Source organism: Providencia rustigianii (assembly GCF_900637755.1).
In the GTDB taxonomy this organism is placed as follows: Bacteria; Pseudomonadota; Gammaproteobacteria; order Enterobacterales; family Enterobacteriaceae; genus Providencia; species Providencia rustigianii.
The window spans coordinates 465,450-488,826 of the sequence record NZ_LR134396.1; the positions used below are offsets into that span (position 1 = coordinate 465,450).

The 23,377-nt window shown below is 44.4% G+C and carries 14 protein-coding genes, 1 tRNA gene and 3 rRNA genes; 14 read left to right on the forward strand and 4 right to left on the reverse strand.

The annotated features are described in order from the left end of the window. Positions 1-85 precede the first annotated feature (85 nt). The 5 genes from hemE to EL244_RS02155 all read left to right on the forward strand — a co-directional run bounded on the left by hemE (position 86) and on the right by EL244_RS02155 (position 3,785). On the forward strand, positions 86-1,150 hold the full coding sequence (hemE, locus tag EL244_RS02135; RefSeq protein WP_006813656.1) for a uroporphyrinogen decarboxylase: 1,065 nt from the start codon (positions 86-88) through the stop codon (positions 1,148-1,150). A 114-nt stretch (positions 1,151-1,264) separates the two neighbouring features. Further along, positions 1,265-1,936 (forward strand): deoxyribonuclease V, encoded by a 672-nt coding sequence (gene nfi, locus EL244_RS02140; RefSeq protein ID WP_006813655.1) that lies wholly within the window; start codon positions 1,265-1,267, stop codon positions 1,934-1,936. 74 nt (positions 1,937-2,010) lie between these two features. Then, positions 2,011-2,598 (forward strand): YjaG family protein, encoded by a 588-nt coding sequence (locus EL244_RS02145; protein ID WP_006813654.1) that lies wholly within the window; start codon positions 2,011-2,013, stop codon positions 2,596-2,598. Between the two features lie 198 nt (positions 2,599-2,796). Continuing rightward, entirely contained in the window at positions 2,797-3,069 is a 273-nt protein-coding gene (locus tag EL244_RS02150) for an HU family DNA-binding protein (protein WP_006813653.1), read from the forward strand. Positions 3,070-3,158: 89 nt separating this feature from the next. Continuing rightward, positions 3,159-3,785: a DUF1481 domain-containing protein gene (locus EL244_RS02155; protein WP_154600509.1), complete on the forward strand. Its 627-nt coding sequence runs from the start codon at positions 3,159-3,161 to the stop codon at positions 3,783-3,785. Between the two features lie 228 nt (positions 3,786-4,013). Here the strand turns inward: EL244_RS02155 and purD are convergent, their stop codons facing one another. Next, complete coding sequence (gene purD / locus EL244_RS02160) at positions 4,014-5,300, reverse strand: phosphoribosylamine--glycine ligase (protein ID WP_126458381.1); 1,287 nt, start codon at positions 5,298-5,300, stop codon at positions 4,014-4,016. Positions 5,301-5,315: 15 nt separating this feature from the next. Then, positions 5,316-6,905, reverse strand: a complete 1,590-nt coding sequence (purH, locus tag EL244_RS02165) for a bifunctional phosphoribosylaminoimidazolecarboxamide formyltransferase/IMP cyclohydrolase (protein WP_126458384.1) — start codon at positions 6,903-6,905, stop codon at positions 5,316-5,318. Between the two features lie 646 nt (positions 6,906-7,551). Here purH and EL244_RS02170 point away from each other — a divergent pair. From EL244_RS02170 to aceK, 8 genes are all read left to right on the forward strand, one after another. Then, a 16S ribosomal RNA gene (locus EL244_RS02170) occupies positions 7,552-9,092 on the forward strand. Between the two features lie 137 nt (positions 9,093-9,229). After that, positions 9,230-9,305, forward strand: a tRNA-Glu gene (locus tag EL244_RS02175). A 334-nt stretch (positions 9,306-9,639) separates the two neighbouring features. Continuing rightward, positions 9,640-12,548 (forward strand): 23S ribosomal RNA (locus tag EL244_RS02180). Between the two features lie 134 nt (positions 12,549-12,682). Further along, a 5S ribosomal RNA gene (rrf, locus tag EL244_RS02185) occupies positions 12,683-12,798 on the forward strand. The 16S, 23S and 5S rRNA genes sit together here with 1 tRNA gene alongside, the layout of an rRNA operon. Before the next feature lie 593 nt (positions 12,799-13,391). Then, positions 13,392-14,321 carry a homoserine O-acetyltransferase MetA gene (gene metA / locus EL244_RS02190; protein ID WP_006816093.1) on the forward strand — a complete coding sequence of 310 codons (930 nt, stop codon included), beginning with the start codon at positions 13,392-13,394 and terminating at the stop codon, positions 14,319-14,321. Between the two features lie 364 nt (positions 14,322-14,685). Further along, a complete protein-coding gene (gene aceB / locus EL244_RS02195) occupies positions 14,686-16,284 on the forward strand; it encodes a malate synthase A (RefSeq protein WP_112836037.1) in 1,599 nt (532 codons plus the stop codon). 73 nt (positions 16,285-16,357) lie between these two features. Continuing rightward, the gene (aceA, locus tag EL244_RS02200) at positions 16,358-17,665 is read left to right on the forward strand and encodes an isocitrate lyase (protein WP_112836039.1); all 1,308 of its coding nucleotides are present in this window, start codon (positions 16,358-16,360) and stop codon (positions 17,663-17,665) included. 125 nt (positions 17,666-17,790) lie between these two features. Continuing rightward, positions 17,791-19,533 carry a bifunctional isocitrate dehydrogenase kinase/phosphatase gene (gene aceK, locus EL244_RS02205; RefSeq protein ID WP_126458386.1) on the forward strand — a complete coding sequence of 581 codons (1,743 nt, stop codon included), beginning with the start codon at positions 17,791-17,793 and terminating at the stop codon, positions 19,531-19,533. A gap of 45 nt (positions 19,534-19,578) precedes the next feature. Here aceK and EL244_RS02210 read toward each other — a convergent pair whose 3' ends face one another. Next, positions 19,579-20,220 carry a bifunctional 4-hydroxy-2-oxoglutarate aldolase/2-dehydro-3-deoxy-phosphogluconate aldolase gene (locus tag EL244_RS02210; protein WP_006816089.1) on the reverse strand — a complete coding sequence of 214 codons (642 nt, stop codon included), beginning with the start codon at positions 20,218-20,220 and terminating at the stop codon, positions 19,579-19,581. A 25-nt stretch (positions 20,221-20,245) separates the two neighbouring features. Then, complete coding sequence (gene edd, locus EL244_RS02215) at positions 20,246-22,096, reverse strand: phosphogluconate dehydratase (protein WP_126458389.1); 1,851 nt, start codon at positions 22,094-22,096, stop codon at positions 20,246-20,248. 316 nt (positions 22,097-22,412) lie between these two features. Here edd and EL244_RS02220 point away from each other — a divergent pair, with 316 nt between their 5' ends. Further along, positions 22,413-23,207: an N-acetylmuramoyl-L-alanine amidase-like domain-containing protein gene (locus EL244_RS02220; protein ID WP_126458391.1), complete on the forward strand. Its 795-nt coding sequence runs from the start codon at positions 22,413-22,415 to the stop codon at positions 23,205-23,207. The last annotated feature ends 170 nt before the right edge of the window (positions 23,208-23,377 follow it).

Consider the following 23,377-nt stretch of genomic DNA (forward strand, 5'->3'; position numbering starts at 1 on the left):
CAGGATCGCTGATATTGTTTCCCTTTGCTGATATAATGCGGCGCCTTAGCCATTTGCGGCGGCCACAATAATAATGGAGTAAATAATGACTGAGTTAAAAAATGACCGCTATCTACGTGCGTTGCTACGTCAGCCTGTAGATGTAACCCCAGTATGGATGATGCGTCAAGCCGGGCGTTACCTACCAGAATACAAAGCAACCCGCGCAGAAGCTGGTGATTTTATTGCTTTGTGTAAAAATACTGAGTTAGCGTGTGAAGTCACGTTACAGCCACTTCGTCGTTTTCCATTAGACGCCGCAATTTTATTCTCTGATATTTTAACTATCCCTGATGCAATGGGGCTTGGGCTCTATTTTGAAACTGGGGAAGGACCTCGTTTTGAAAAGCCAATCAAGAATGCCGCAGATGTTAAAAATATCCCTATTCCCGATCCAGAAATGGAACTTGGCTATGTGATGGATGCGGTGCGCGCGATCCGTAAGGCACTGAATGGGGATGTCCCGCTGATTGGCTTCTCCGGAAGCCCATGGACATTAGCAACTTATATGGTCGAAGGCGGTAGCAGTAAAGCATTCACTAAAATCAAAAAAATGATGTATGAAGATCCAACGACGCTGCATCTGCTTCTTGATAAGTTAGCGGATAGCGTGATTTTGTATCTGAACGCACAAATCCGTGCAGGTGCACAATCACTGATGATTTTTGATACATGGGGCGGAGTGCTGACCAAGCGTGATTATCTGCAATTCTCCCTGCACTACATGCATAAAATTGTTGATGGTTTAATTCGTGAAAATGACGGTCGCCGTGTACCTGTAACGTTATTCACTAAGGGTGGCGGTCAATGGTTAGAAGAGATGGCAGCAACAGGTTGTGATGCACTCGGTCTGGACTGGACAACCGAAATTGCAGATGCCCGCCGCCGTGTTGGGGACAAAGTGGCTCTACAAGGTAATATGGATCCTTCTATGTTATATGCGCCTCCTGCTCGTATTGAAGAAGAAGTGCAGCATATTCTAAAAGGCTTCGGTCAAGGGGAAGGGCACGTCTTCAACTTAGGACATGGTATCCATCAAGACGTTCAGCCGGAGCATGCGGGTACTTTTGTCGATGCAGTGCACCGTTTCTCCCGCCAGTACCATCAGTAGATAGAACGCAGGTTCTATCTCACTTTGCATCTCAAAATGAATGGTGTATTTACAGCGTGTTGTAAATACACCATTAGCATCTATGATTAAAACTCACTAAGCAGCGGTCGTACTATGGTTTTAGATACTCAGCAATTACGGCAACAGCAAACCCAGCTAGCACAACGCATCATTTTACAGGATGATTTTGCGACTCCCCATTTTATTGGTGGAGCAGATGTTGGATTTGAGCAGGATGGGGCTATCACTCGTGCAGTGATTGTCGTGTTGTCATGGCCTGAACTTAAATTGATTGAGTATCAAATCGCACGTATACCAACACAATTGCCTTATATTCCGGGGTTACTCTCTTTTCGTGAGGTTCCTGGGTTAATGGCGGCTTGGTCGCAAATAAAGCAGAAACCTGATTTAGTGCTGGTGGATGGGCAAGGTATTGCGCATCCTCGGCGTTTCGGTGTGGCGTGTCACTTTGGATTACTTGCGGATGTTCCCACCATTGGGGTTGCAAAAAGCCGATTATGTGGTGATAACGTCGAGCTTGATCCTGAACCTGAAAGTGTCCAAATGTTAAGGTTGGGGGATGAACAGCTCGGATGGGTATATCGGAGTAAAAAACGCTGTAATCCTTTATATGTTTCACCGGGTCACAAAGTGAGTTTTATTTCCTCGCTAGCATGGGTAAAAGGGTGTATTCAAGGGTATAGATTACCAGAACCCACCCGTATGGCTGACGGAATCGCTTCGAATCGAACGTTTTTTAAGCGAATGAATGAGAAAATTGGCTAATTATCAGCAAAATATGTGGCATTGGCTGATTTTCAGGTAAACTGCGAAGTATTAAGATTGATGAGTCAGAAATTATGTTAAGAAATCCTATTCATTTGAGGTTGGAGAAGCTAGAAGCCTGGCAGCATATGACATTTATGGCATGCCTGTGCGAAAGAATGTATCCCAACTATCAGATGTTTTGTCAGCAAACTGAATTTGCTGATGCGAAGGTTTATCGCTCCATTCTAGATTTAGTTTGGGAAACCTTGGTTATCAAAGATAGCAAAGTCAATTTCGACAGTCAGTTAGAAAAGTTAGAAGAAATTATTCCAGTAGCTGATGACTTCGATATGTATGGTGTGTATCCCGCTATCGACGCTTGCATTGCTTTAGGTGAACTCGTTCATGCAAAACTGAGTGGCGAAACCCTTGAGCACGCAATTTTAGTGAGTGAAGCCTCCATCCGTACAGTTGCCATGCTTGAAATGACCCAAGCAGGGCGGGAAATGACTGATGAAGAATTAAAAGATGTGCCTGCTGTAGAAGAAGAGTGGGACATTCAATGGGATATTTTCCGTTTATTGGCAGCTTGCGAAGAACGGGACTTAGAATTAATTAAAGGATTAAAATCTGACCTCCGCGAAGCGGGTGTCAGCAACATTGGCATCACTGTAGACTAAAATTTGCGCTTTTATGCGTGAAAACGTGACTTGAAGCAGTAATGCTGTGTACTAAGACTTCACATTTACCCCTACTCTGGTCTACATTGAGGGGCGAGAAGAAGTGGCTATCGGGGGCGTGTATCAGGGCTGTCAATCTGGCATATCCGACGCACTCGATGCTTTGCAAACGATAAACACACTGTGTAAGGATAATTTATGAACAAGACTGAATTAGTTGATGCTATCGCAGAATCTACAGATCTGACTAAAACCCAAGCTAAATCAGCTCTGGAAGCGACTCTGAGCGCTATTTCAGATTCACTGAAAAAAGGCGAAGCAGTACAACTGGTCGGTTTCGGTACTTTTAAAGTTAGCCACCGTGCAGCACGTACCGGTCGTAACCCACAAACTAAAGCAGAAATTCAAATTCCTGCGACAACTGTACCTGCTTTCTCTGCCGGTAAAGCATTGAAAGACGCTGTAAAATAAGTACATTGTCTATAAGAGTTATCAGAGGGGGTATTACATTATCCCCTTTGTTTATTCGCAAAAGGTTGCTGGTATTGGGAGCTATCTCAATGCTAAGCGCCTGTTCTTCTCATTCGCCTCAATTACCTGAGTTTAGCGCGAGTGGATTTATTGCCGATGATGGCGTGATCCGAATGTGGCGACTCAACGATGCGAAAAGTCAGCCGTTGGTCTTAATGGTGGTGTATAGCCCCTTTAAACGAACTGACACTTCAGTCAATTTCTTTGAGTATCGTGATGGTCAACTTTGGCAGATCCGCAGCCAGGTCTTAAACCAAGGCGACAACAATATCACCGAGCAATTGCGATTTAATAAAGACAATGAAATTGTGTTTATGCAGCGAGCTCAAAAAAATATCAAATCCCCACTTTCTCCTGATGAAATTAACCGTTGGCGCTTTGAAGCTGAACGGATCCTCGATGTGAATACAGCTTTAATTGTTGGCGGCGTAGAACTGCACCAAGGTCACTGGCAGCAAGGTAAAATTACCACTTGTAGCGGCGAAGAACGAAAAGTAACGTTCGAACCTTATGCACAAAAATGGTTGGATGACCGCGCGAAAGTGTGGACTAAAGAGCTGAATTTAGCTTGGTTGGAGTCGCCAGAAGGGACTCAGCTTTTGATGGTGGCGGATACTAATTTTTGCAGCTGGCAGCCTTCTAAAGATTCTTTGTAGGTCACCGCTCGTCGTCTTTCAAATCCTAGCGTTGTTGGCTTCGGTGACTTAACCCAGTCACATAGTTATCTATGCTCCTGGGCATAAGTAACCTTGCCGCCTAGCTATGCTTCGAAATACTTAGAGCCATTGGCTGGGTGAAGGTCAAAAGCAAACAAAATTCAAAAGCAGGAAAGCAAAAAGCTGATAAAAGTTTCCTCTTATCAGCTTGTGGGTTATTTGTTTCTATTACTTAATACGAGCGATGGCGCGGTAGCCGATGTCATTACGATAGAAACTGTCAGACCAATTGATGGTTTTGGCAACTTCATAAGCTTTAGCTTGGGCTTTTGCGATGTCGTTACCTAACGCAGTTACGCATAGAACGCGCCCACCTGCAGTGACGACTTCACCTGCTTGATTTAACTTGGTACCCGCGTGGAATACTTTACTATCAGCAGCCTCGCTGGTTGGTAAACCAGAAATGACATCGCCGTTGCGATAATCGCCCGGATAACCACCTGCGGCGATAACAACGCCTAGAGCAGGGCGTTCATCCCATAGGGAATCTTTACCTGCTAACTCACCTTTAGCGCCCGCTAAACACAGTGCAACTAAATCAGACTGCAAGCGCATCATAATTGGCTGAGTTTCAGGATCACCAAAGCGGCAGTTAAATTCAATGACTTTCGGATTTCCGGCTTTATCAATCATCAAACCTGCATATAAGAAGCCTTGATAACGATTACCTTCCTGATCCATTCCTTTGACCGTAGGGTAAATCACGTGCTCCATGACTCGCTGATGAACTTCATCAGTCACGACAGGTGCTGGAGAATAAGCGCCCATACCGCCAGTATTTAACCCTGTATCACCGTCACCAACACGTTTATGATCTTGGCTGGTTGCCATTGGAATGACATTTTCACCATCAACCATCACGATAAAACTGGCTTCTTCACCATCGAGAAACTCCTCGATAACGATACGATGACCCGCGTCACCAAAGGCATTTCCAGCCAGCATATCGTGTACCGCATCTTTAGCTTCTTGCAGTGTCATCGCAACGATAACGCCTTTACCTGCGGCAAGGCCATCAGCTTTAATAACAATCGGTGCGCCGACTTTATCTAAGTACGCGAGAGCGGGCTCAACTTCAGTAAAGTTTTCATACGCTGCTGTTGGAATATTATGGCGAGCTAAGAAATCTTTGGTAAAGGCTTTTGAGCCTTCAAGTTGTGCAGCACCTTGAGTTGGACCAAAAATCGTGAGTCCAGCTTGCTTGAATGCATCAACAACACCAATAACTAAAGGCGCTTCAGGACCTACGATGGTCAAGCCAATTTGTTTATCCTTGGCAAATTGAAGTAGTCCATCGATATCCGTCGCTGAAATATCAACATTCTCTAACGCTGGCTCAATCGCTGTTCCTGCATTACCTGGAGCAACATAAACTTTGTCTGCTAAAGGTGATTGTGCTGCTTTCCACGCTAAAGCGTGTTCACGACCGCCGCCACCAATAATCAATATATTCATAAAAACCCCTAAGAATTAATGACGGAAATGACGCATGTTAGTAAAGATCATTGCGATGCCATGTTCATTAGCTGCATCGATGATTTCATTATCACGGATAGAGCCACCCGGTTGGATAACACACGTTACACCAACTGCGGCAGCGGCATCAATACCATCACGGAATGGGAAGAATGCATCAGATGCCATTGCACAGCCCGCGACTTCTAAACCTTCATCCGCAGCTTTGATGCCTGCGATCTTCGCGGAGTACACACGGCTCATTTGCCCTGCGCCAATTCCGATAGTCATATCATTCTTAGAATAAACAATTGCATTCGACTTCACGAATTTAGCCACTTTCCAGCAGAATAGGGCATCTTTTAATTCACGCTCAGTCGGCTGACGTTTAGTCACCACACGCAAATCGTCGGCGGTTACCATGCCTAAGTCACGGTCTTGTACTAATAAGCCACCGTTAACACGTTTGAAATCTAAGCCAGCAACTGGCTTGCTCCATTCTCCGCAAACTAAAACGCGAACGTTCTGTTTTGTTGCTAATGAAGGAAGCGCATCTTCAGCAATAGAAGGTGCGATAATCACTTCCACAAATTGGCGTTCAATAATAGCTTCCGCTGTCGCTTTATCTAATTGGCGGTTAAACGCAATAATGCCACCGAATGCGGAGGTAGGATCAGTTTTGAATGCTTTATCGTAAGCGGTATGAATATTATCGCCAATTGCTACGCCACAAGGGTTAGCGTGCTTAACAATTACGCAGGCTGGTTCGTCGAAAGATTTGACACATTCAAGAGCGGCATCGGTATCAGCGATATTATTATAAGAAAGCGCTTTACCTTGAATTTGTGACGCAGTAGCGATTGACGCTTCCTTCGGATTCTCTTCTATATAGAAAGCGGCATCTTGATGGCTGTTTTCACCATAACGCATATCTTGCTTTTTAATGAAGTTAAGATTCAAGGTACGAGGAAAGCGACCCGATGGCTGAGAAGTGTCACCATGGTAAGGTGCAACGAGCTCACCAAAGTAGTTAGCAATCATGCTGTCATAAGCGGCAGTATGTTCAAATGCTTTAATTGCTAAGTCAAAACGTGTTGACCAATTTAAAGAGTTTTCGTAGTTATCCATCTCTTCAATGACTGTACTGTAATCATTGCTATTTACGACGATGGCAACATCTTTATGGTTCTTAGCGGCGGAGCGAACCATGGTTGGACCGCCGATATCAATATTCTCAACGGCATCTTCTAATGTGCAGTTTGGTTTTGCTACGGTTTGAGCAAAAGGATAGAGGTTTACAACCACCATATCGATAGGGGCAATATCATGTTCTTGCATGATTGCGTCATCGGTACCACGACGACCTAAGATCCCACCGTGAACTTTAGGGTGCAGAGTCTTAACACGACCATCCATCATTTCAGGAAAACCAGTGTAATCCGAAACTTCAGTGACCTTTAGGCCTTGCTCTGCTAATAACTTTGCGGTTCCACCAGTAGAAAGCAGTTCAACACCACGCTGAGAAAGCGCCTTAGCGAATTCAACAACCCCTGTTTTATCAGAGACACTGAGCAGGGCACGACGAATAGGACGAAGCTGTTGCATGAGAGAGATCCCTTGGATTTGGATAAAGAAAGCAATATCTATATATAAGTCACTAACAATTTCAGAGCATCAAAATAAAATCAATGCTGAATTTTCGCGCCAATTGTAGCGCAAACGTTTGCGTAATGCGCGAACTATTTTAACTATTTTTCATCATTGTGGATAACTCTGTGTGTAAATCGGTATAAATAGGGGTTTTGCTGTGGAATGCAGCAGTTGAATCAAAAAATGCAAAAAATATCAAAAAAAGGGTTGCCAGATTTTTCTGACTCCCTATAATGCGCATCCACTGACCGGGAACAAGCCAACGCAAAGCGCGATGGACACTGAACCGGCAGCGAGAGAATCTGAAAAGATTAAGCAAAAAATGCTTGACTCTCACTGAGGAAAGCGTAATATACGCCACCTCGCGACAACGACCTAAGTTGATAAAAACTGAGTCGATTTCCAAAAGAAATGTCGCACCGCTCTTTAACAATTTATCAGACAATCTGTGTGGGCACTCACAAGACACTATCAAAAAAATATTTGATTTTAAAGTCTTGAAGAGTGACTAACACGTTAATTCATATATATGAACTAATAGGTAATTTGGTTTCTTAGGAAATCAAACGACAGTAAACATTCTTTGAGCATCAGACACTTTTAATTGAAGAGTTTGATCATGGCTCAGATTGAACGCTGGCGGCAGGCCTAACACATGCAAGTCGAGCGGTAACAGGGGAAGCTTGCTTCTCGCTGACGAGCGGCGGACGGGTGAGTAATGTATGGGGATCTGCCCGATAGAGGGGGATAACTACTGGAAACGGTAGCTAATACCGCATAATCTCTAAGGAGCAAAGCAGGGGAACTTCGGTCCTTGCGCTATCGGATGAACCCATATGGGATTAGCTAGTTGGTGGGGTAATGGCTCACCAAGGCGACGATCCCTAGCTGGTCTGAGAGGATGATCAGCCACACTGGGACTGAGACACGGCCCAGACTCCTACGGGAGGCAGCAGTGGGGAATATTGCACAATGGGCGCAAGCCTGATGCAGCCATGCCGCGTGTATGAAGAAGGCCTTAGGGTTGTAAAGTACTTTCAGTTGGGAGGAAGGCGTTGATGCTAATATCATCAGCGATTGACGTTACCAACAGAAGAAGCACCGGCTAACTCCGTGCCAGCAGCCGCGGTAATACGGAGGGTGCAAGCGTTAATCGGAATTACTGGGCGTAAAGCGCACGCAGGCGGTTGATTAAGTTAGATGTGAAATCCCCGGGCTTAACCTGGGAATGGCATCTAAGACTGGTCAGCTAGAGTCTTGTAGAGGGGGGTAGAATTCCATGTGTAGCGGTGAAATGCGTAGAGATGTGGAGGAATACCGGTGGCGAAGGCGGCCCCCTGGACAAAGACTGACGCTCAGGTGCGAAAGCGTGGGGAGCAAACAGGATTAGATACCCTGGTAGTCCACGCTGTAAACGATGTCGATTTGGAGGTTGTTCCCTTGAGGAGTGGCTTCCGGAGCTAACGCGTTAAATCGACCGCCTGGGGAGTACGGCCGCAAGGTTAAAACTCAAATGAATTGACGGGGGCCCGCACAAGCGGTGGAGCATGTGGTTTAATTCGATGCAACGCGAAGAACCTTACCTACTCTTGACATCCAGAGAATTTAGCAGAGATGCTTTAGTGCCTTCGGGAACTCTGAGACAGGTGCTGCATGGCTGTCGTCAGCTCGTGTTGTGAAATGTTGGGTTAAGTCCCGCAACGAGCGCAACCCTTATCCTTTGTTGCCAGCACGTAATGGTGGGAACTCAAAGGAGACTGCCGGTGATAAACCGGAGGAAGGTGGGGATGACGTCAAGTCATCATGGCCCTTACGAGTAGGGCTACACACGTGCTACAATGGCGTATACAAAGAGAAGCGACCTCGCGAGAGCAAGCGGAACTCATAAAGTACGTCGTAGTCCGGATTGGAGTCTGCAACTCGACTCCATGAAGTCGGAATCGCTAGTAATCGTAGATCAGAATGCTACGGTGAATACGTTCCCGGGCCTTGTACACACCGCCCGTCACACCATGGGAGTGGGTTGCAAAAGAAGTAGGTAGCTTAACCTTCGGGAGGGCGCTTACCACTTTGTGATTCATGACTGGGGTGAAGTCGTAACAAGGTAACCGTAGGGGAACCTGCGGTTGGATCACCTCCTTACCATTGAAGTGTTTTTGTGAAGTGCTCACACAGATTGTCTGATAGAAAGTAGAGCAATAGGCTATACGTGGGAGAGCTATTCGAAAGAGTGGTTCTTACACGAGATATGCAACAAAGCAATTTGTGCAGTATTTCGTGTCCCCTTCGTCTAGAGGCCTAGGACACCGCCCTTTCACGGCGGTAACAGGGGTTCGAATCCCCTAGGGGACGCCAATTGCGCCGATATCGAGTGAAAGACGATGTCCCCAATAATGATTAAGCCAATTACGATGTAGTTGGTTTAACAATTATGCTCTTTAACAATCTGGAACAAGCTGAAAATTGAAAACAACGCACATTGTTTTGCTTAAACAATGTGAGAGTCTCTCAAAAAATCTCAACTTGAAGATGTTCTCTGAACATTCGAGTCGACGAGCGACATGAGTTCAAGGCAGACAGCGCACAGCAAGCGCAGCGTACTTAAGGTACGTGAGCATTGCGAGCACTGACTAACGCCGAAATCATGAAGCACAGTCACTCGTTGTAAGAAGACACCTTCGGGTTGTGAGGTTAAGCGACTAAGCGTACACGGTGGATGCCTAGGCAATCAGAGGCGATGAAGGACGTGCTAATCTGCGAAAAGCGTCGGTAAGGTGATATGAACCGTTATAACCGACGATATCCGAATGGGGAAACCCAGTGCAATCCGTTGCACTATCGTTTGATGAATACATAGTCAAACGAAGCGAACCGAGGGAACTGAAACATCTCAGTACCTCGAGGAAAAGAAATCAACCGAGATTCCCCTAGTAGCGGCGAGCGAACGGGGAACAGCCCAGAGTCTTAATCAGCATTAGCATCAGGAGAACGGTCTGGAAAGGCCGGCAGTATAGGGTGATAGCCCCGTATCCGAAGGTGTTAGTGTTGTGAACTCGACGAGTAGGGCGGGACACGTGTTATCCTGTCTGAATATGGGGGGACCATCCTCCAAGGCTAAATACTCCTGATTGACCGATAGTGAACCAGTACCGTGAGGGAAAGGCGAAAAGAACCCCGGCGAGGGGAGTGAAATAGAACCTGAAACCGTGTACGTACAAGCAGTGGGAGCCTTGATTTATCAGGGTGACTGCGTACCTTTTGTATAATGGGTCAGCGACTTATATTCTGTAGCAAGGTTAACCGTATAGGGGAGCCGTAGGGAAACCGAGTCTTAACTGGGCGAATAAGTTGCAGGGTATAGACCCGAAACCCGGTGATCTAGCCATGGGCAGGTTGAAGGTTGGGTAACACTAACTGGAGGACCGAACCGACTAATGTTGAAAAATTAGCGGATGACTTGTGGCTGGGGGTGAAAGGCCAATCAAACCGGGAGATAGCTGGTTCTCCCCGAAAGCTATTTAGGTAGCGCCTCGTGAACTCATCTTCGGGGGTAGAGCACTGTTTCGACTAGGGGGTCATCCCGACTTACCAACTCGATGCAAACTACGAATACCGAAGAATGTTATCACGGGAGACACACGGCGGGTGCTAACGTTCGTCGTGAAGAGGGAAACAACCCAGACCGCCAGCTAAGGTCCCAAAGTCATGGTTAAGTGGGAAACGAAGTGGGAAGGCTCAGACAGCCAGGATGTTGGCTTAGAAGCAGCCATCATTTAAAGAAAGCGTAATAGCTCACTGGTCGAGTCGGCCTGCGCGGAAGATGTAACGGGGCTAAACCATGCACCGAAGCTGCGGCAGCGATATGTAAATATTGTTGGGTAGGGGAGCGTTCTGTAAGCCTGCGAAGGTGTGCTGTGAGGCATGCTGGAGGTATCAGAAGTGCGAATGCTGACATAAGTAACGATAATGCGGGTGAAAAACCCGCACGCCGGAAGACCAAGGGTTCCTGTCCAACGTTAATCGGGGCAGGGTGAGTCGACCCCTAAGGCGAGGCAGAAATGCGTAGTCGATGGGCAACGGGTTAATATTCCCGTACTGGTGATAATTGCGATGGGGGGACGGAGAAGGCTAGGCTGGCCGGGCGACGGTTGTCCCGGTTTAAGGATGTAGGTGGGTGAATTAGGCAAATCCGGTTCACTATACACTGAGGTCTGATGACGAGTCACTACGGTGGCGAAGTAGCTCATGCCCCGCTTCCAGGAAAAGCCTCTAAGCTCTAGATTATCATTAATCGTACCCCAAACCGACACAGGTGGTCAGGTAGAGAATACTCAGGCGCTTGAGAGAACTCGGGTGAAGGAACTAGGCAAAATGGTGCCGTAACTTCGGGAGAAGGCACGCTGGCATTAGGTGAAGTCCCTTGCGGATGGAGCTGAAGCCAGTCGAAGATACCAGCTGGCTGCAACTGTTTATTAAAAACACAGCACTGTGCAAACACGAAAGTGGACGTATACGGTGTGACGCCTGCCCGGTGCTGGAAGGTTAATTGATGGGGTTATCCGTAAGGAGAAGCTCTTGATCGAAGCCCCAGTAAACGGCGGCCGTAACTATAACGGTCCTAAGGTAGCGAAATTCCTTGTCGGGTAAGTTCCGACCTGCACGAATGGCGTAATGATGGCCAGGCTGTCTCCACCCGAGACTCAGTGAAATTGAACTCGCTGTGAAGATGCAGTGTACCCGCGGCAAGACGGAAAGACCCCGTGAACCTTTACTATAGCTTGACACTGAACATTGAGCCTTGATGTGTAGGATAGGTGGGAGGCTTTGAAGTGTGGACGCTAGTCTGCATGGAGCCAACCTTGAAATACCACCCTTTAATGTTTGATGTTCTAACGTGGCCCCATTATCTGGGGTGCGGACAGTGTCTGGTGGGTAGTTTGACTGGGGCGGTCTCCTCCCAAAGAGTAACGGAGGAGCACGAAGGTTGGCTAAGCATGGTCGGACATCATGCGGTTAGTGCAAAGGCATAAGCCAGCTTGACTGCGAGAGTGACAGCTCGAGCAGGTACGAAAGTAGGTCTTAGTGATCCGGTGGTTCTGAATGGAAGGGCCATCGCTCAACGGATAAAAGGTACTCCGGGGATAACAGGCTGATACCGCCCAAGAGTTCATATCGACGGCGGTGTTTGGCACCTCGATGTCGGCTCATCACATCCTGGGGCTGAAGTAGGTCCCAAGGGTACGGCTGTTCGCCGTTTAAAGTGGTACGCGAGCTGGGTTTAGAACGTCGTGAGACAGTTCGGTCCCTATCTGCCGTGGGCGTTGGAAGATTGAAAGGGGCTGCTCCTAGTACGAGAGGACCGGAGTGGACGCACCACTGGTGTTCGGGTTGTCATGCCAATGGCATTGCCCGGTAGCTAAGTGCGGAAGAGATAACCGCTGAAAGCATCTAAGCGGGAAACTTGCCTTGAGATGAGTCTTCCCTGACCCTTTAAGGGTCCTAAAGGAACGTTTAAGACTAAGACGTTGATAGGTTGGGTGTGTAAGCGTAGCGATACGTTGAGCTAACCAATACTAATGAACCGTGAGGCTTAACCTGACAACACCGAAGGTGTTTTAGAGAGATAAAGTTGAATTCAATAGCGAGTGAGAAGCCGAAAGGTGAAGGACACAGCAGCTTGTTCAGGATTGATATTCTGGTTACCAAAAGGTAACGGGAATAAACAGAATTTGTCTGGCGGCAATAGCGCGGTGGTCCCACCTGACCCCATGCCGAACTCAGAAGTGAAACGCCGTAGCGCCGATGGTAGTGTGGGGTCTCCCCATGTGAGAGTAGGGAACTGCCAGACATTAAATTAGCCGAGAAGCCACCCATTGGGTGGCTTTTTTGCGTTGGGTGCTTGGTGAAAGTTGAATATGAAAATATGGCGTCGTATAAAAGCACTTCATTATTAATCAGTCGCTCTACATCCTAAAATTATCCTTGCTGAAATCATTCTAATCATTGTTTATCAGATATTACTTTTAGTACTTTTCAACCTCAAATTGGAGAATGTACTGAAACCTATCCGTCAATGAACCCAATACGTCATTGAGCCCCTTGGTGATTTTTTCTTTCGATTTCCTTCCTTCCTTCCTTCCTTCCTTCCTTCCTTCCTTCCTTTTCTTTCTTGTACTTTTCCTGGCGTATATCTTCTTGTGCTGAGTCAGTTCTGATTAATGACGAAAAAATATAAGCGATTTGGAATATTAATGTGTAATAAAAATAAGAGAGATCAGTGAGTTATTACTTTGCTAGACTTTGAATTGTAAAACGACCATATGAATAGCTTGAATTTATTTCAACTAGCTTTGAAATGCTCGACAAACTTAGCAACATTGGTTAGATTATTTAGCATTCTAGAAGTCTAAACGTATAAAAGTATATTTAAGGGGATAAGGGATGCCTATTCGTTTACCAGATGAGCTACCGGCAGTTAATTTTTTGCGCGAAGAGAATGTTTTTGTCATGACAACGACAAGGGCAAGCCTTCAGGAGATCCGTCCCTTGAAAGTACTGATATTGAATCTGATGCCAAAAAAAATAGAAACTGAAAATCAGTTCTTACGTTTACTGTCTAATACGCCGCTACAGGTCGATATCCAGCTTCTACGTATCGACCAGCGCGAATCTAAAAATACCCCAGCAGAGCATCTCAATAACTTTTATTGTGACTTTGAGGATATACAGAATCAAAATTTTGATGGATTGATTGTTACTGGCGCGCCACTAGGTTTAGTTGATTTCAGCGATGTATGCTACTGGGATCAGATCGAGCGAGTGATTGCATGGGCTAAAGAACATGTAACGTCGACCTTATTTGTCTGTTGGGCAGTACAAGCTGCGTTAAAAGTACTCTATGATCTACCTAAATTTACACGCAAAGAAAAACTTTCAGGGGTTTATTCCCATGAAACGGTAAAACCTTTTGCATTGTTAACTCGCGGCTTTGATGCCTCATTTTACGCTCCCCATTCCCGATACGCGGATTTCCCTGAAGATTATATTCGTCAAAATACAGATTTAGATATTTTAGCGAGCTCTTCAGAAGCTGGAGCGTATTTATTTGCCTCTAAAGATAAGCGGTTAGCATTCGTGACTGGGCATCCAGAGTATGATGCTGAAACACTATCTCAAGAATATTGGCGTGATGTAGAGGCCGGACTTACTCCCGAATTACCCTGCAATTATTTTAAAAATGATGATCCTAATAATGATCCAGAAGTTCGTTGGCGTAGTCATGGGCATCTACTATTTTCTAATTGGCTCAATTATTATGTGTACCAGATCACACCGTTTGATCTTACTCATATGGCACCGACGCTCGAGTAAAAAACGTATTTACTGCCAAGTAAAGATGAGATTTTAAAATTAAAGACTAACTAATAGCACATTTTTAGCCTATAAATCACAATATCCTCCCTATTTAAAGATAAAAAAGTAGCCGATAAACGGCTTCTTTTTTATTTATCTTTTCTGGAATGAAAAAAATCTTCAGCCTACAACTCTATGATTTAACTAATATTTAACAAATACATTTTGTAAATAGAAATAAAAAACAAAAGTGATTTTATTTAAAAAATCATAAATATCAAATCGATATATTGATTTTAAATTAAAATGGAAACCGTTTTTGATTTATTTATGATTTGGGCCTACTCTTAATTCATAGCCAGCCATGAATGAGGGTAAGACAATGGAACAGCAGTTATCTATATCAGATTTAACATTTACAAAAGATATTACTCAGCAAGATGAACAGGTTTTACATGCTGATTCTATTGCTTTTCTTTCTTTTTTAGTTGAAGAGTTTTTACCTCGTCGAGAACAATTACTGAAAGACAGAATTGAGAGACAAAAATCAATAGATGCAGGAATGTTACCGAATTTCATTATGGAATCGAATTCCATTAAAAATTCAGAATGGAAGATTCAAAATATTCCTGATGACCTCATGGACCGTCGAATTGAAATTACAGGCCCTGTAGAACGTAAAATGGTCATTAATGCTTTGAATGCAAATGTAAAAGTGTTTATGGCTGATTTTGAGGATTCACTATCACCTTCATGGGAGAAGTTGATCGAAGGGCAGATTAATTTAAGTGATGCGATCAAGGGTGAGATTTCCTACACCAATGAAAACGGAAAAGTTTATCAACTGAAATCAAATCCTGCGGTACTTATTGCTCGTGTTCGTGGCCTTCATTTGGATGAAAAGCATGTACTCGTGGATGGAAAACCTATTTCTGGGGGGCTGTTTGATTTTGCACTGTATTTTTTCAATAACTACCAAGCGCTACTCGCAAAAGGTAGTGGCCCTTACTTCTACATTCCGAAATTAGAATCTTGGCAAGAAGCACAATGGTGGAGTGACGTATTTAGTGCTGCTGAAGATTTTGTTGGGCTGCCAAGAGGCACGATCAAAGCAACTGTATTAATTGAAACGTTACCTGCGGTTTTCCAAATGGACGAAATTCTGTACCACATGCGCCACCATATTGTCGGGCTGAACTGCGGTCGTTGGGATTATATTTTCAGCTATATCAAAACATTGAAAGAGCATGCTGACCGAGTACTTCCTGATAGACAAGTCGTCACCATGACGCAGGAGTTTTTAAGTGCCTATTCTCGTTTATTGATTAAAACCTGTCATCACCGTGGAGCATTTGCGATGGGTGGAATGTCGGCCTTCATCCCAAGTAAAGATGAGTTAGAGAACCAAGCTATTTTAGCCAAAGTTAAAGCAGATAAAGAGCTGGAGGCGAGAAATGGCCACGATGGTTCGTGGATTGCTCATCCTGGTTTGGCTGATACGGTGATGGATGTCTTTAACATGGCTCTTGGCGATCGTAAAAATCAGTTAAATGTACGCCGTGAGAATGATGACGAAATTACCGCTGAACAATTATTGAAGCCTTGTGCTGGGGAACGAACGGAAGCAGGAATGCGTGCCAATATTCGTGTCGCAGTGCAATACATTGAAGCGTGGATTTCAGGGAATGGCTGCGTCCCTATTTATGGGTTAATGGAGGATGCCGCAACCGCAGAGATCTCTCGTACCTCGATCTGGCAGTGGATCCGTCACGGTAAATCGCTATCAAATGGAATGAAAGTCACCAAAATCCTATTTGAAGAGATGCTAGATGAAGAGCTGCAAGTTATTCAAAAAGAACTCGGTGACCAGCGTTTCCAGAGTGGGCGTTTCCGGGAAGCCGCCGAATTAATGCGCCGGATCACTACTCAAGATGAGTTGATAGAGTTCCTGACCATTCCTGGTTATCAGTTATTAGATTAGTCATATTTTGTTTATTAAAACAATAAATACAACATTCGATGAATCCTACACATTATTAGAAAGGAAGTGAATCATGACCACATCGCGCTTAGAACAGATTGCTCAGTTAGAAAACGAATGGAAAAAACCTCGTTGGAAAGGGATCACCCGCCCTTATGCGGCAGAAGACGTGATTAAGTTACGTGGCTCTGTTAATCCAGAACACACATTAGCGCGCAAAGGGGCTGAGCGTTTTTGGGCTCAACTCAATGGTGGTTCGAAAAAAGGGTATGTAAATGCTCTGGGTGCATTAACGGGTGGGCAAGCATTGCAGCAAGCTAAAGCCGGTATTGAAGCTATTTACTTGTCCGGTTGGCAGGTGGCTGCGGATGCGAATACTGCTTCTAGCATGTACCCAGACCAATCGTTGTACCCTGTAGATTCCGTTCCTGCGGTAGTTGAACGCATAAATAATACATTTCGACGTGCAGACCAAATCCAGTGGGCGAATGGAATTGGACCTGATAATAAAGAATATATCGATTTCTTCTTACCGATTGTGGCTGATGCTGAAGCCGGTTTTGGTGGTGTTTTGAATGCCTTTGAATTGATGAAACATATGATTGAAGCGGGTGCGGCGGCTGTTCACTTTGAAGACCAGCTGGCAGCCGTGAAAAAATGTGGTCATATGGGCGGTAAAGTACTCGTTCCAACCCAAGAAGCGGTTCAAAAATTATCTGCGGCGCGTTTAGCTGCCGATGTTTCGGGGATTCCGACCATTTTGATTGCAAGGACAGATGCCGATGCTGCGGATTTATTAACATCGGATTGTGACCCTTATGATGCTCAATTTATTACAGGGGAACGTACCGCTGAAGGTTTTTTCCGCACGAAAGCTGGTATAGAGCAAGCGATTAGCCGAGGCTTAGCTTATGCGCCGTATGCAGATTTAGTTTGGTGTGAAACTTCGAAACCCGACCTTGAAGCCGCACGTCAATTTGCAGATGCCATCCATGCAAAATACCCGGGTAAATTGTTGGCGTATAACTGTTCACCATCATTTAACTGGAAGAAAAACTTAGATGACAGCACGATTGCACGTTTCCAAGATGAATTATCAGCAATGGGATATCGCTTCCAGTTCATTACGTTAGCGGGTATTCACAGCATGTGGTTCAACATGTTTGACCTTGCTCACTCCTACGCTCAGGGTGAAGGAATGAAACACTATGTTGAAAAAGTTCAAGAATGTGAATTTGCAGCAATTAACAAAGGCTATACCTTCTCTTCTCATCAACAAGAAGTCGGAACTGGTTACTTTGATAAGGTCACAACGGTTATTCAAGGAGGAAGTTCATCCGTTACCGCATTAACGGGTTCAACTGAAGAAGAGCAATTTTAAATAAGTGAAATAGCTTAATTTGGTGTGACCGCTACATTTTGTGTGTGCTCTGTGTCTATGTTGACTTTGGTGTATCTATCTATTTTTCAGGCACGTAAGTGCCTGTTTTTTATTGGAGAGAGAAAATGACCCTAGAAACCGAACAGATTATCGCCCAAACTATTTTGCAGGGATTCGATGCCCAGTATGGACGGTTTTTAGAGATTACGTCAGGAGCGCAGGAACGTTTTGAACGTGGGGATTGGCATGCAGTGCAAAATGCCATGAAACAAAGAATCAAATTGTATGACCATCATGTAGGCTTGGTGGTGGCACAGTTGCAATGTATGGGATTGGTTCAATCTTTAAGCCCCTACAGTTTGGCGAGAATTAAACGGGTTTATACCACACTGTTACCCGATTATCCTCGATTTGAAATTGCAGAAAGTTTTTTTAATTCAGTCTATTGCCGCTTGTTTCAGCATCGAGAATTAACCCAGGATAACCTGTTTATTTTTACCTCTCAGCCTGCGAGGCGTTTTAATACATTACCTCGCCCATTAGCGCGTGAATATGCGCTAGAGGCAAATATAGAGGATGTATTGTTGGGAATTCTAAGTGGGCTGCCCTTAAGATTACCGTGGAAAAATTTATCGTTTGATATCCAATGTATCGTTACCATCCTGACAGAAAAATTTCCAGAAATCACTGAACAACCTGTACGATTACATGTTGCTAATGAACTTTTTTATCGAAATAAAGCGGCGTGGCTGGTAGGTAAACTGTATGTTAATCAACAAGTTTATCCATTTTTATTGCCAATTCATCATGATGAACAAGGTCATATGTATGTGGATACCTGTCTAACGGCATTGGATGAAGCCAGCATTGTGTTTGGCTTTGCTCGATCATATTTTATGGTTTATGCGCCATTCCCTGCGGGATTAGTTTTTTGGTTACGGGAAATCTTACCAAGTAAATCTATTGCTGAATTGTATATGGCAATTGGTTGTCAAAAGCATGGGAAAACAGAGTACTACAGAGAATATTTGGCTTATTTGAATTTTTCACGGGAGCAATTCTCTCTGGCTCCGGGTGTAAAAGGGATGGTCATGCTGGTATTTACCGCTCCATCTTTTGATCGTGTTTTTAAGATTATCAAAGATCAATTTGCGCCACAAAAAGAGGTCACTCAGGAGCGGGTTCGCGAATGTTACCGATTGGTCAAAGAGCATGATCGCGTTGGGCGAATGGCCGATACCCAAGAATTCGAAAACTTTGTCATTGAAAAACGTTTTGTGAGCGATGAATTAATGAATGAATTGCTCACGGAAGCTGCATCCCAAGTGGAAGATTTGGGGGATAAAATTCTAATTCGCCATCTTTATATGGAACGTAAAATGATCCCACTAAATCTTTTCATTGATGGAGCAACGGACGAGCAGTTATACCATGCAATTGAAGAATATGGTTGTGCGATTAAACAGCTAGCCGCCGCAAATATCTTTCCGGGAGATATGCTCTTTAAAAACTTTGGAGTGACCCGCCACGGGCGAGTTGTATTCTATGATTACGATGAAATTTGTTACATGACAGAGGTAAATTTTCGTCATATTCCAGAACCTCTTTATCCTGAACAAGAACTATCGGGAGAGCCGTGGTATAGCGTGAGAGAGCAGGATGTTTTTCCGGAAGAATTTGCTCAATTTCTTTGCCAAGATACTAAAATTCGCCACTATTTACAGCAATATCATAGTGAATTATTTTGCGCAGATTATTGGCAGAAATTACAAAATCGGATTATTAGTGGGCATGTTGAAGATGTGTATGCATATCGTGAGGAGCTACGTTTTTGTCGACGATTTAGTGAAGTCGCTTCTGTCGCTTAGGAAAATCAAGTAGGTCACCTCAGTATTAGGTGACCTACCATTCAATTATGCGCTCGCGCCTTGCACCGCTTCTTGCGCTAACTGAGTAATTCTTTCATAGTCGCCAGCAGCCAGTGCATCTTCCGGTACTAACCAAGAGCCCCCGATACATAACACGCTATCGAGCGCGAGGTAATCGCGGTAATTAGCAAGAGAAATTCCACCCGTTGGGCAGAAGCGAACTTGAGAGAATGGACCTGAAATCGCCTTTAAAGCTTTGACTCCACCATTGGCTTCCGCTGGGAAGAATTTAAATTCTTTCAGACCATAGTTCATACCAGCCATCAGCTCTGATACGGTTGAAATACCTGGAATTAATGGAATAGTGCCTTTGGTTGCAGCTGCAAGTAGTTCTTCGGTTAGCCCCGGGCTGATAGCAAATTGAGCACCCGCTTTAGTCACTGCATCTAATTGCTGAGCATTGATCACGGTTCCTGCGCCAACAATCGCTTCTGGGACTTCTTCAGCAATCAAGCGGATCGCGTCAATCGCACATTCTGTGCGTAATGTGACTTCTAAAACTTTAACGCCGCCTTTAAGTAAAGCTTTCGCCAATGGAACGGCTTGTTCGAGTTTATTGATCACAATGACAGGAACAACAGGACCTTGTTTTAGAACATCTTCAGCGGTCATTTTCCAATTATTCATATTTAATCCTATTAAGCTTAGAGTGCTAAAAATTGAGACTACAAGCGCCTTCTTCAGCGCCTGATAAATGTGTTCTTAATGCACCAAATAATTCTCTACCGCAGCCGACACGCTCAGCGCTAAGGTCTGGTTGGTATGGTTGGCGAGCCGCTAATTCATGCTCATCCACTAAGAGTGAAATCTCGCCAGTTAAAGCATCAACACGGATGAGATCTCCATCTTGGACTTTAGCAAGTAATCCGCCATTATAAGCTTCTGGAGTGACATGAATTGCAGAGGGAACTTTACCGGAAGCCCCGGAAAGTCGTCCATCAGTCACCAGCGCCACTTTGTAGCCTTTATCCAATAATACGCCAAGGGGTGGCATCAATTTATGCAATTCAGGCATTCCGTTAGCAGAAGGGCCTTGGAAACGCACGACGATCACGCAGTCGCGATCTAATTCTCCGGCTTCGAAACGAGGTGCAATATCGTTCTGGTTATTGAATACGATAGCTGGCGCTTCAATCACTTGATTTTCGACTGGCACCGCGGATGTTTTCATCATTGCTCGGCCTAAATTTCCGGACAGTAATTTCGTACCGCCATGGGCAGAAAATGGCTGATTGATATCAGCAATGACATCAAGATTGTAAGACGCTTCAGCACCTTCGCGCCATGCGAGTTGCCCGCTATCTAGCCATGGCTCCATAGTATAGCGAGATAATCCAAATCCAACGACGGTATTGACATCATCATGTAATAAGCCTTTCGAGAGTAATTGGCGGATCAATAATTGCACGCCGCCAGAGGCTTGGAATTGGTTAATATCCGCCTGCCCATTTGGATAAATCCGGCAAATGAGTGGAACAATCGCAGAAAGGTCAGAGAAATCATCCCAATTAATGATGATCCCCGCAGCTCGTGCAATGGCCACAAGGTGCATAGTTAAGTTAGTCGAACCGCCGGTTGCTAGTAACGCAACAATCCCATTGACGATCACTTTCTCATCGACCAGCTGACCAATTGGTAAGTAGTTGCCAGATTGCTCAGTCAATCGTGTTATTTGACGAGCCGCGGCGATATTTAATGCATCGCGCAGTGGAGAGTCTGGTGGTACAAAAGAGGCGCCGGGTAGATGTAGCCCCATGACTTCCATCACCATCTGATTTGAGTTGGCGGTACCATAAAAAGTACAGGTTCCAATACCATGGTAAGAGGCAGCTTCAGCTTCAAGCAGTGCGCTACGATCCACTTTTCCTTCTGCGTACAGCTGGCGGATGCGAACTTTCTCTTTGTTTGGTAAGCCTGTACTCATTGGACCCGCAGGAACAAAAATGGCGGGAAGATGCCCAAAGGAGAGTGCGCCAATCATTAATCCAGGAACGATTTTGTCGCAGATCCCTAAATACAGTGCGCCATCGAACATATTATGGGATAACCCAATGGCGGTAGACATAGCAATCACATCACGGCTGAGCAATGAGAGTTCCATCCCATCCTGCCCTTGTGTCACGCCATCACACATCGCCGGAACCCCAGAGGCAACCTGACCGATAGCCCCATTTTCTAATAAGGCTTGCTTAAGTTTTTCTGGATAGCTGTCATAGGGACGATGTGCGGAAAGCATATCGTTGTAGGAGGTGATGATCGCGATATCTGAGCGAGTCATGCTTTTGAGAATTTGTTTTTCTTCACTTTGGCAGGCGGCAAAACCATGAGCCAGATTTCCACAGGCAAGTTCGGCACGATGAACGGTCGTTCTACGGGCATTCTCAATTCGCTCTAAATACGCTTTTCGTGTTGGTTGTGAGCGAGAAATTATGCGCTGGGTGATCTGCTGAATGACATCATTGACCTTACTTGAAGGCGTTACTTTTGGAATATTATTGCTCATGATAATGGCTCCACAATGCAGGCAGTATTGTTTCTATACGCTTGTATTAAGTGTTTTTTATTGATTCTTACCAATTCTCGTTATGGCATAGACCACTTTTTGTTACTTTATATGTTACCGGTAACATTGTTCAATGAAAATACATGGGTTGCAATGATCAAATTGAATATTTCCACTTATCTGTGATCTGTGTCAAAAACAAACAGCTTGGGGGCTTTTGAGATTAGTCGCGAACATTTATCCATTGAGGTGGATAAATAATGGCTATAATGAGCTTATTCACTGAAATCATGATGGTATTTTGAGTAGGAAATGTATGAGCATACTGAAATCGATAAAGCGTATCGGGCTATTTTTTGTCTCATTCCTACTTTATTCAGGGAGCATTCAATCCAATGAGTTGAATGAAGTGGTGCTCACCGCGGGCTCTTATAAACTATTAGAAAATGTCATTTCAGCTGGGCAGAACCAGAGTACAGAACAGAAGGTTATTAATGCGACTACAATCTTGTTAGGAACGCCTTATAACAATCGTACATTGAATATGAATCCATTATTACCGGAGAGATTAGTTATTGATTTAAAAGCGATGGACTGTATGACATTCATTGAATATAGCGAAGCTTTTAAGCATGCAGATAACCTTGAGCAGTTCTCCCAGCATTTAGAGAAAGTACGTTATATCGATGCCAAGGTCGCTTTCGATAGTCGCCGCCATTTTTTTACTGATTGGTCCCAGGAGCATGATCGCCTAGTAGATGATATTACTAGTCAGCTTAGCCCTCATACAATATCTGTAAATAAACAATTGAATTTAAAAGAAAATGGAGGGAAGTATATTTCAAGTTTAGACAGTAAATCACGGGTTATTCATTATATTCCGGTAAGATTTATTGACCATCGAGTATTATCGCAGTTAAAAACCGGGGATTATATTGGTATTTATTCACCGTCTTCCGGACTCGATGTTACCCATGTAGGGATTGTGATCCGTGAAAATAATAAAATCCTGTTTCGGCATGCGTCTTCACAGCACAAAAACTTTCAAGTTATTGATACTGAGCTTTCGCAATATTTGAAAGGAAAAGAGGGAATTTTAGTCTTTAGATAATCATGCTCGACCATAGAAGATTGAAGTTTAGAGCTATAATTTTTGTAACATTGTAGGTTAGATCACTGATATAAATTAATTTATAAAAATTAAACTTCATTTTAAAGAAGTTTTTAGTTACGAATCATTTCTGGAACTAATGAAATTGTAAAATTTTATTAAAAACACAA